The organism is Phaeovulum sp. (assembly GCF_047638075.1).
In the GTDB taxonomy this organism is placed as follows: Bacteria; Pseudomonadota; Alphaproteobacteria; order Rhodobacterales; family Rhodobacteraceae; genus UBA6197.
This window is the reverse complement of the sequence record NZ_JBLJBV010000019.1, coordinates 38,239-46,761: the sequence shown is the minus strand read 5'-3', so window position 1 is coordinate 46,761 and position 8,523 is coordinate 38,239. Positions and strand designations below refer to the sequence as shown.

Genomic DNA, 8,523 nt, shown 5'->3' with positions numbered 1-8,523 from the left:
GATATGGTCGCCTAGTCGTTGAACAAATCACCCTCCGGTAAACCCGGGGCGGTTCTGTGCAATGGAGGTGAGGATGGGAACTCAGGGTCTGACCCCAGCTGTGCAGGACCGCGATGAGGCCAATCCCGGCGCCGAGATGCCGGGGATCGGCGGCGGACTTGAACAGGATGCCGTAGACGACCGTCTTGTTCTGGAAGGCTATCGCCGCGATCTCGGCGGGCAGTGTGAATACCACGTGGAAATAGGGAACCGGTAGCAGATCGTCCGTACGTGCCGCCAGCCAGTCGCGCGCGACCGCACCCTGGCACTTCGGGCAGTGCCGGTTGCGGCAGGAATTATAGGCGACATGAACCGTACCGCACGGCAACCCTCAACATGGCCGCCAAACGCGGACGTGCGGCACAGCTCGATTGCGGACATCACGCGGTGCTCCACCCGACCGAGATGGCCGTCGTGGGCCTGGACATAGGCAGGGCCATGGCGGCGGAAGATATCCGCCACATCCAGCGTGGGGCGCATGAAGCCGCCCTCAGCCGGGCGGCACCACCTCCAGGCTCAGGCGACCGAACGGGCTCTGCATCTTCGCGATCGTCGTCGTGGCAACCTGCGTGTAGCGGGCCGTGGTCGACAGACTATTATGCCCGAGTAGCACCTGGATGATGCGGATATCGACTCCGCTCTCCAGCAGATGGGTGGCGAAGCTGTGCCGGAGCGTGTGCACGCTGACCTTCTTGGTCAGACCTGCCGCCCTGGTCGCGGACCGGCAGGCGGAATGGAGTACCTGCACGTAGACCGACTTGTCGCCGCGCCCGGGGAACAGCCAGTTCGTCGGTCGCGCTAGGCGCCAGTAGGTCCGCAGGATAACAAGAAGCTGCGGCGAGAGCATGACGGTTCGGTCCTTGGCCCCCTTGCCGTGACGAACCTGGATCAGCATGCGATCGCTATTGATATCCGCGATCCTCAGGCTGACTGCTTCCGAGGCGCGCAACCCTGCGGCATAAGCAGCCGTCAGGGCCGTGCGCGCCTTCAGAGACGGCACCGCCTCGAGGAGACGCACGACCTCATCGGCGCTCAGGATCATCGGCAGCTTGCGGGGCGTGCGCGCATAGGCAATCCGTTCGGGGATCTCTGCCCGGTTCAGCGTCACGCTGTAGAAGAAGCGTAAGGCACAAACCGTCTGGTTTAGCGCCGGCCAGGAAATACCCTGCGATACCAGATAGACTTGGAAGGCGCGGATATCCTCCAGCCCCAGCCGATCCGGCGAACGGTCGTAATACCGGCTGAACTTCGTGACGGCATGGAGATAGAATCGCTGCGTGGTTGGCGACAGGTTACGAAGCGTCATGTCGTCGATCATACGGCGGCGCAGCGGGCTTACCGCTGGTGTGGCATCAGCCATGGGATGGTCTCCTGATAAAGGTTGGTCTTGAGCAACCAAACCTTCCCAGCAGAAGGCCATTCCCGCCAACCCCGACACCACTCCCGCGTCGGCGGGTTCGTTCAATCCCTTTTGTCAACACGCCCTAGTGGATTTGTTGATGAATTTGGGATGCCCGAACAATCTGCATGGGAAGCGCCATAGCAGGATGGCCATGGGGGTCATACTCGGGCACTGCACTGGCTAGCGCCATAAGCGCTTCGTTATCCGACCCTGTATTGATCGCGTAGCGCAGATTGCGCAATGCCGTTGCAATTTCCAATTCTGACAGGGCAGTCTCGCGTACGCAAATGATTTTGGGATGCGCTGTGACCCGTGTGGCTGTTTGCAATGTTAACTCCTCATGTAATTTTTCGCCCGGTCGAAGCCCGGTTATTATGATCTCTATATCTCCTGACGGGGTATCGGCATCACGCACTTTATATCCTGAGGCTTCAATCATGCTGCGTGCAAGATCACGGATCAAGATGGGTTTGCCCATGTCCAAAATGAAAACTTCTGCACCCTCAGCAAAAGAGCCAGCCAGAAGAACCAGTCGGGCGGCCTCTTGAACAGTCATGAAATAACGCGTGACACCTTGATCAGTTAGCGTCACCGGACCACCACAAGAAATCTGCTGTTGAAACAAGGGGATGACCGATCCAGATGAGCCCAGCACATTTCCAAAACGAACAATCGAGAAGATAGTTGAAGAGGGGCGTGACGCCAGATCCTGGACCACAAGTTCGGCAAAGCGTTTTGTTGCCCCCATAACATTGGAAGGGCGAACGGCTTTATCCGAAGACACCAGAACAAATCGGCTAACTCCTGCCTCGCGTGATTTTTGTGCCAATATAGCGGTGCCTAATACATTATTGGCCATGCCGATGCGCAGATTAGCTTCAACCAGGGGCACATGTTTGTAAGCGGCCGCATGAAGCACAATATTGATTTGCTGATTCTTCAATACTTGGGCCACTAGGATCGGATCAGCGACTGATCCCAAGATAGAAACAATCTCAACATTAAGATCACTTGCCAGCGTCAGCATCTCTGAAGCGACATTGTAGAGTGCCAATTCGCTCATCTCAAACAAGACGAGCCGTGCGGGGTGGCAACGCAGGACCTGACGGCAAAGCTCCATCCCGATTGAGCCCCCAGCACCCGAAACAAGAACATTCATGTCAGCATATTTACCGTCACTGATATCCATTCCCTCATCCAGCGCCGGACGTGAAAGCAAGGTGACAGCCGCGTCTGGATCTAGTTTTTTCAGCAAAGTTTCGCCACCGACACAGGTAGCGAACGCCGGCAGAGATTGCATCTCCAATCCCAGTTTTTCCACCCGCCTGGTCAGCAGGGCCTGCTTGTGGGCGGGCAGAGATGGAATTGCCAGAATAACCCGATCAATCTTGAAGTCGGTGGCAAGACGCTTAAGGTGCGCACCTGAATGAACCGGCAGACCGCAGACATTGACACCGCGCAGGGATGTATTGTCGTCCAAAAAAAGGTAGGGTATGATATGGGGGTGATTTCGCAATGCGTTCACCAACATAATTCCGGTTTGACCCGCACCGTAAATGGCCACCCGGGTTACCACACGACTGCGGCGATAGATTATACGTAGCATTTGCAACATTGCCAGTCGTAAGCCCGCATAAAGTGCAAAAAAGGCAAGAGTCAAAATCACATAAAATCCCGCTGGGCTGACTATGCCGCCAAACGTCATCAGTAGCGCCATCGTTACCCCTAATAGTGCAGCCAGCCCACCCGAGCGCGTTACACAGACCAGATCATAGTCTTTCAGCCGGACCCAGCGCAGACCCAGTGCAGCTGTAAATGCGGCTAGGGCAATCATTAATAGCGGCACAAACGCCCATAGTTCGGAAAATCGCGAAAACGGCGACAATGTGGAATACTGAAGCATGATTGCCAAAGCCATGGCTGCAGGTACGGTCGATAGATCGGCGATAAGAAGAATAACGTTTTTTTGTATCCGAGTCAGCGAGATTACTTTCTTCATCATTTACATATACCTCGCATGATTGCTTACGGGTCGATCCCGCGGTCAGATACTGAATCTTGGCTAAGACATCGTAAAAGCAGATGGTTAAAAATAAACTTATGCGCGCAATCTCAACGCAGCACCCTTCCTACGGTTTGAAAGATCAACATGATATCGAACCAAATCGTCTGATTACACTGGTAAATCAGATCCAGGCGCGATTTGACGGGAATGCAGCGGTTGACGTAAGTGGCCTCAGTCTGTGCCGAAGTTTTACAGGCTGACAAGATGCGCTCTTCGTGCCGGTGATAAAGCAGACTGGCAAGGCCAGTGACGCCGGGGCGGTTTTTGAGGATCACGCTGTAGACCTCGGGGAATTGTTCGACATATTGGCGCAACGGCGGACGTGGACCGACAAAGCTCATGTCCCCTCGTAAAATGTTCAGCAGTTGCGGCAATTCATCAGCCCGGAACCGGCGAAGAACGCGGCCAATTCGTGTAACCCGCGATTGTTTGTCGCCGCCGGAAACGCCAAAGTCCTGCGCTACAACCCGCATCGTCCGAAACTTCCAAAGCCCAAAAGGCACCCCCGGCGCTTTCATGCGTTCGCTGACGTAAAAAATCGGCCCGCCGCCAGTCAATGCCAGTCCCAAGGCGATCAGCACGATCAGCGGGCCAAGCAAAGGCAACAAAAGCAGGGCAAAACCAATATCAAAGGCGCGTTTGGCGGGACTCATGCAGGTCTTCCCTTCAATGTGGTTGCAAGATCCGCCCAGATTGCGGCAGCATCGGTCATGGCATCGGGCACCAATCCCAGCGCGACAGCACGGTTAACATCCAGGCAAACTTCGGCGATTGCATTTACAGGGGCCGCACGGGCCCTCCATGGCTCGGCTTTGGCGCCCAGCAGATCCGCCATCGCGACGGTGCCCGGCAGCGCAAGGTTCAGCCTATTGGGCAAAGCCAAACTCTTGGCGGCCCGGGTAACAAGCAGTTGCAACGCCCGCGCAAGGGCTGACGGTCCGATATAACTGCGCCGGGGCGTAGCGCCGGTTGCGAAGGTATCCAGCAGGCGCCTTTCGCGTGGCACAGCACCCCCCAAAAGGGCATCCGCGCCTGCCACATTGCCGATACGCAAACAGCATACTTTGGCCCCTGTGGCCTGCGCTACCGCCAGGGCAGCCCTTTCCATCGCGTGTTTGGCACGACCATAGGGAGAGATTGGACGCGCCTGACAATCTTCGCTTAGCGGCCCCGCGTCGGCGCCGTAAATCGCCGCAGAAGAGGCCAACAACACGAGGCGCCCCCCCGCCGCTGCCACCGCAGCAAGGGCCAAGTCCGTATTCAGCGCCAACTCTGCCTCGGTGCCCGCCGTGACCCCTGCCAGATTGAGTATCACATCGGCCGTTTTCGCAGCGCGCCGATATGCTTGGGGCTGCGACAGCGGGTCGAAAAATTCCACACCGACACCGCTATCAGTAGCCGCCACCCCTGATCGGCGTTGCCAGACGATATCTATGCCACCATCACTCAGGGCAAAGGCGCGCTGCAAAAGCCGCCCCAAACGTCCGGTTCCACCGACAACCAACAGGCGATCACGTTTGGGATAGGGGTTTTGCGAACTGTCCATCATGCCTGTCGAATCAATGAATGAATGGTTTTTTCCAAACTACTCACGATCAAGTGAATGCTGTCTTAAGATGCGTAAGGGGAACGCTGCTCTTTTGCGCCGCGGCACCAATTGCACCATGCTCGCCTGCGCCAGTTGCCCCAAAAGCATCGGCGTCTGGATGAAAACCATCCGCCAATCAAAAACCCTCAGGGTCAGCCCGAAAATCGCGCCTCCAATAGCCCCGCGACGCACGGCGATGGATTGCTCTACCCCGCTGGACGTGCGCACCTCATCCTGATTATATCGCAACAAAACCGAAGGAGGCCCCATGTCGATCGGCAAGAATATCCGCACCTGGTTTGACGGCAACTGGCACGAAGGCGACATTCCGGTGATGCGCGCGGCCGATCATGGCATCTGGCAAGGCTCATCGGTGTTTGACGGGGCGCGGCTGTTTGAGGGGATGGTGCCGGACCTTGATGCCCACCTCGCGCGGGTTAACCGTTCGGCCCAGGCGTTAATGATCACCCCCACCATGGACCCGGCCACCCTTTATGAAATCGCCCGCGAAGGGCTTAAGCGCTATGCGCAGGGGGCGGCAGTCTATGTGCGCCCGATGTATTGGGCCATCCACGGTTCGGATCTGGGCGTGGCACCGATGGAGGGGGTAACGGGGTTTGCACTATGCCTTGAAGAGGTGCCGATGCCCGCGCCCGAGGCCAGCACCACGCTGACCACAACCCAATTTCGCCGCCCGGTTCTGGCTGACAACGTCTGCAACGCCAAGGCCGGATGCCTTTACCCCAATAACGCGCGGATGCTGGTCGAGGCCAAGCACAAGGGCTTTGGCAATGCCCTGGTGCAAGATGCGATGGGCAATGTCGCTGAAAGTGCCACGGCCAATGTCTTCATGGTGCGCGACAACGTGGTATTTACCCCCATCGCCAACGGCACCTTCCTTTCGGGAATAACCCGTGCGCGCCACATGGCCAACCTGCGCGCCGATGGTATTGACGTGCGCGAAGCGGTGCTGACGCTCGATGATTTCCGCGCCGCTGATGAGGTTTTTCTGTCGGGGAACTTTGCCAAGGTCACCCCGGTCGCGGCCTTTGATGATGTCACCTATGCCCATGGCCCCATTACCCGGCGCGCGCGCGACCTATACTGGGATTGGGCGGCATCAAGCCGTCTTTGATCGACATTCTTGCCAAACCGGGGGCAACTCGGCCATCATCGCGCAAACATCGGAGGGCCTATGCGCAAGTTTCTGGTTGTGTTGGACGACACCCGTGAATGCCTGAACGCGATGCGCTATGCCGCAATGCGCGCGGCCCACACCGGGGCCGGTGTTACAATCTTGTCGGTGATCCCGCCTGAGGAATATCAGCACTGGATCGGCGTTTCCGAGATCATGCGCCAAGAGGCACGCGAAAGGATCGAGGCGCATTTCGAGGTCTTTGCAAAATGGATGCGTGACCGGCAGGGGGTCAACCCCGACCTGGTCATCCGCGAAGGCGAACCGCTGACCGAGATCCTTGATGCAATCCGCGACAATCCCCAGATCGGGGTATTGGTATTGGGCGCGGGCACCGAAAAATCGGGCCCCGGCCCGCTGGTCACGCAACTAAGCCGCAATTCGGGCAACCTTCCCTGCCCGCTGACCATCGTTCCCGGCGACATGTCAAAGGAACGGCTGGAGAAGATTACCTGAGTGTTTTTCATGATATTGGAAGATACCACCATTTAGAACGATTCCAAACTTGACTAAACCCCTGCTTGCGCCCATATCTTGGTCCAGCCAAGGAGCGCCAAGATGTTTATCCAGACCGAGTCGACACCCAACCCCGCCACGCTGAAATTCCTGCCCGGCCTTACCGTGCTTGAAGCGGGCACCGCCGACTTCCCTAATCTGGAGGCAGCCCAAAAGTCGGCACTGGCGCGCCGGATATTTGCGGTAGCGGGGGTTACCGGGGTATTTTTAGGCTCGGATTTCGTGACCGTCACCAAAGATGCGGGCACTGAATGGGACCATGCCAAACCCGCCATTCTGGGCGCGATCATGGAACATTTTCAATCAGGTGCACCCGCAGTGGATGGCGAGGCGCCCGCTGATGGTGGTCATGCGGCCCATTCTGGCCCCGATGCTGAAATCGTGGCCCAGATCAAGGAACTTCTGGATACCCGCGTCCGTCCGGCAGTTGCCCAGGATGGGGGCGACATTACCTTTCAAGGCTTTGAACGCGGCGTGGTCTATCTGCATATGCAAGGTGCCTGTGCCGGTTGCCCATCCTCGACCCTGACGCTGAAAATGGGGATCGAGAACCTGTTGCGGCACTATATCCCCGAGGTGGTCGAGGTGCGGCCCGTTGCCGTCTGATCCACTCATACTGGGCTTTGACACATCGGCCGCGCATTGCGCGGCCGCTTTGCTGCGGGGATCAACCTTGCTTGAGACCCGCTCGGAAGACATGGCCAAGGGTCAGGCTGAACGGCTGATGCCGATGCTGGAAGAAATGTTGGCGCGCCATGGCATCCATTGGCGCGATCTGACAGCGCTTGGCGTCGGCATCGGGCCCGGAAACTTTACCGGTGTCAGGCTTTCGGTTTCAGCCGCGCGCGGGCTGGCGCTGGCACTGCGTATCCCGGCCATAGGGGTATCCCTGCTGGAGGCGCGGGCGCTGGATCTGCCGCGCCCACTGACCGTGGTCGAGGATGCCCGCCGGGGGCAGGTCTATGCCCAGCATTTTGGCCCCGATAGCGCGCCGGAACTGATTTCGTTGGATCAGCTAACGGTTGTGGCGGGGGCGCTGACCGGCTCTGCGGCGGGCGCGTTGGGGGCACTGCTGCCGGGGGTGCCGGTGCTGGCTGCGGCGCTTCCGCTGCCCGTCGCCATCGCCCGTATTGCCGCCGCCCGTTACCCGCACCCCCAACCCCGCCCGGCGCCGTTATATCTGCGCGCGGCAGACGCCAGCCCACCGTCAGACCCGGCGCCGCTGATCCTTGAGGGGTAACCATGACCCCCGTCGACCTTGCCACCCTGCATGCAGCCTGTTTCGTTACGCCGCGCCCGTGGTCGGCATCCGAAATCGTGGCGCTTTTGGCACTGCCGGGCTGTTTTTTGGAAACCGGACCGCACGGTTTTTTGATAGGCCGCGCGATTGCAGGCGAGGCAGAGCTGTTGACCCTTGCAGTAGCCCCCACAGCCCGCCGCCTTGGCACCGGGCGCGCGCTGGTGGCGCGCTTTGCCCAATCGGCGCGCACCCTGGGGGCCGATACCGCCTTTTTAGAGGTCGCAGCCTGCAATACTGCCGCCCGCGCCTTATATTTGGGCCTTGGTTGGCACGAATCCGGGCTGAGGCGGCGCTATTATCACCACCCCGACGGCCGCGCCGAAGATGCCATAGTGATGACGCGCGCGTTGTAACGAAACCGGCTGCACCGCGTTCGGCGGCGGCCTTGCGCGCCGCAGATACTGCCATCTACTCTGCC

10 protein-coding genes and 1 pseudogene are annotated in these 8,523 nt (G+C 58.7%); 5 read left to right on the top strand and 6 right to left on the bottom strand.

Annotation, left to right across the window (positions count from 1 at the left end; genetic code table 11):
- The 6 genes and pseudogenes from ACM62R_RS02710 to ACM62R_RS02685 form a co-directional block, all read right to left on the bottom strand.
- Nucleotides 1–519 (bottom strand): annotated as a pseudogene (locus tag ACM62R_RS02710) (transposase zinc-binding domain-containing protein); the annotation flags it as partial.
- Nucleotides 520–529: 10 nt separating this feature from the next.
- Complete coding sequence (locus tag ACM62R_RS02705; RefSeq protein WP_415182534.1) at nt 530–1,399, bottom strand: tyrosine-type recombinase/integrase; 870 nt, start codon at nt 1,397–1,399, stop codon at nt 530–532.
- A gap of 124 nt (nt 1,400–1,523) precedes the next feature.
- Nucleotides 1,524–3,443: a polysaccharide biosynthesis protein gene (locus ACM62R_RS02700; RefSeq protein WP_415182533.1), complete on the bottom strand. Its 1,920-nt coding sequence runs from the start codon at nt 3,441–3,443 to the stop codon at nt 1,524–1,526.
- Nucleotides 3,444–3,553: 110 nt separating this feature from the next.
- Nucleotides 3,554–4,159, bottom strand: a complete 606-nt coding sequence (locus ACM62R_RS02695) for a sugar transferase (protein WP_415182532.1) — start codon at nt 4,157–4,159, stop codon at nt 3,554–3,556.
- Entirely contained in the window at nt 4,156–5,055 is a 900-nt protein-coding gene (locus ACM62R_RS02690) for an NAD-dependent epimerase/dehydratase family protein (RefSeq protein WP_415182531.1), read from the bottom strand. Before ACM62R_RS02690 ends, ACM62R_RS02695 begins: the two co-directional genes overlap by 4 nt.
- A gap of 36 nt (nt 5,056–5,091) precedes the next feature.
- Nucleotides 5,092–5,376 carry a hypothetical protein gene (locus ACM62R_RS02685; RefSeq protein ID WP_415182530.1) on the bottom strand — a complete coding sequence of 95 codons (285 nt, stop codon included), beginning with the start codon at nt 5,374–5,376 and terminating at the stop codon, nt 5,092–5,094.
- Between ACM62R_RS02685 and ACM62R_RS02680 the strand changes: the two genes are divergently transcribed.
- From ACM62R_RS02680 to ACM62R_RS02660, 5 genes are all read left to right on the top strand, one after another.
- Nucleotides 5,363–6,229 (top strand): branched-chain amino acid aminotransferase, encoded by an 867-nt coding sequence (locus ACM62R_RS02680; RefSeq protein WP_415182529.1) that lies wholly within the window; start codon nt 5,363–5,365, stop codon nt 6,227–6,229. The genes ACM62R_RS02685 and ACM62R_RS02680 overlap by 14 nt on opposite strands.
- 60 nt (nt 6,230–6,289) lie before the next feature.
- Nucleotides 6,290–6,745: a universal stress protein gene (locus tag ACM62R_RS02675; RefSeq protein ID WP_415182528.1), complete on the top strand. Its 456-nt coding sequence runs from the start codon at nt 6,290–6,292 to the stop codon at nt 6,743–6,745.
- Between the two features lie 102 nt (nt 6,746–6,847).
- Nucleotides 6,848–7,411 (top strand): NifU family protein, encoded by a 564-nt coding sequence (locus ACM62R_RS02670; protein ID WP_415182527.1) that lies wholly within the window; start codon nt 6,848–6,850, stop codon nt 7,409–7,411.
- A complete protein-coding gene (gene tsaB, locus ACM62R_RS02665) occupies nt 7,401–8,045 on the top strand; it encodes a tRNA (adenosine(37)-N6)-threonylcarbamoyltransferase complex dimerization subunit type 1 TsaB (protein ID WP_415182526.1) in 645 nt (214 codons plus the stop codon). The genes ACM62R_RS02670 and tsaB overlap by 11 nt, the downstream gene beginning before the upstream one ends.
- 2 nt (nt 8,046–8,047) lie before the next feature.
- On the top strand, nt 8,048–8,458 hold the full coding sequence (locus ACM62R_RS02660; protein WP_415182525.1) for a GNAT family N-acetyltransferase: 411 nt from the start codon (nt 8,048–8,050) through the stop codon (nt 8,456–8,458).
- The last annotated feature ends 65 nt before the right edge of the window (nt 8,459–8,523 follow it).

Bases quoted from the DNA above. Each gene is read 5' to 3' on its own strand.
- ACM62R_RS02705 (WP_415182534.1), bottom strand. From the start codon at position 1,399: ATGGCTGATGCCACACCAGCGGTAAGCCCGCTGCGCCGCCGTATGATC.
- ACM62R_RS02700 (WP_415182533.1), bottom strand. From the start codon at position 3,443: ATGATGAAGAAAGTAATCTCGCTGACTCGGATACAAAAAAACGTTATT.
- ACM62R_RS02695 (WP_415182532.1), bottom strand. From the start codon at position 4,159: ATGAGTCCCGCCAAACGCGCCTTTGATATTGGTTTTGCCCTGCTTTTG.
- ACM62R_RS02690 (WP_415182531.1), bottom strand. From the start codon at position 5,055: ATGATGGACAGTTCGCAAAACCCCTATCCCAAACGTGATCGCCTGTTG.
- ACM62R_RS02680 (WP_415182529.1), top strand. From the start codon at position 5,363: ATGTCGATCGGCAAGAATATCCGCACCTGGTTTGACGGCAACTGGCAC.
- ACM62R_RS02675 (WP_415182528.1), top strand. From the start codon at position 6,290: ATGCGCAAGTTTCTGGTTGTGTTGGACGACACCCGTGAATGCCTGAAC.
- ACM62R_RS02670 (WP_415182527.1), top strand. From the start codon at position 6,848: ATGTTTATCCAGACCGAGTCGACACCCAACCCCGCCACGCTGAAATTC.
- ACM62R_RS02660 (WP_415182525.1), top strand. From the start codon at position 8,048: ATGACCCCCGTCGACCTTGCCACCCTGCATGCAGCCTGTTTCGTTACG.